The organism is Mesorhizobium tamadayense (assembly GCF_003863365.1).
In the GTDB taxonomy this organism is placed as follows: domain Bacteria; phylum Pseudomonadota; class Alphaproteobacteria; order Rhizobiales; family Rhizobiaceae; genus Mesorhizobium; species Mesorhizobium tamadayense.
In genome coordinates this window covers 1-635 of sequence record NZ_RQXT01000203.1, presented here as the reverse complement: position 1 = coordinate 635, position 635 = coordinate 1, and the positions used below count along the sequence as shown (strand labels likewise).

Here is a 635-nt window from a genome sequence, read left to right as displayed (position 1 = left end):
AGCCGGCTGAACCGAACCGGGATGAGCTTCCGAGTCTCGATTTGCCCTGCCACATCCTTGTCGATGATGGTCAGAAACTGTACTTCTTCAGACGCCAAAGGCAGAACAAGGCGTCCCCCTGGCTTGAGCTGATTCAGCAAAGCCGGCGGCGTCCGCTCAGCCGCCACGCTAACCAGGATCTTGTCGAATGGGGCGTGCTCGGGCCAGCCGCGAGATCCGTCTCCGACACGAATGGCGACATTCGAGAAGCCAAGGCCCTGCAGCAGAGCCTCGGCATGGCTTGCGAATTCCTCGATGATTTCGACGCTCCAAACTTGTCCTGCGAGTTCCGCGAGGATCGCGGATTGATAGCCCAGGCCAGTCCCGATCTCGAGCACCGTTTCGTGCGGTTGGGGAGCAAGGAGATCGGTCATCAAAGCGACAATGAAGGGCTGCGAGACGGTCTTATCGAAGCCGATCGGCAGCGGCATGTCCTGGTAGGCATAAGGCGCGACCGCGGCTGGCACGAAGAGATGTCGCGGGACCCGCCGCATTGATGCCATCACCCGCTCATCGAGCGTTGCCTTGCCGAGTTCTTCGCTTGCAAGGTCGGCATGGATCGCAATCATCTCGACCATGTGCCTGCGTAGAACCGC

At 60.2% G+C, this 635-nt stretch carries 1 protein-coding gene; it reads right to left on the bottom strand.

The window, feature by feature from the left end:
• Positions 1-635: protein-L-isoaspartate(D-aspartate) O-methyltransferase (locus tag EH240_RS37255; RefSeq protein ID WP_125007277.1), on the bottom strand; the 635-nt coding region annotated here is incomplete at both ends.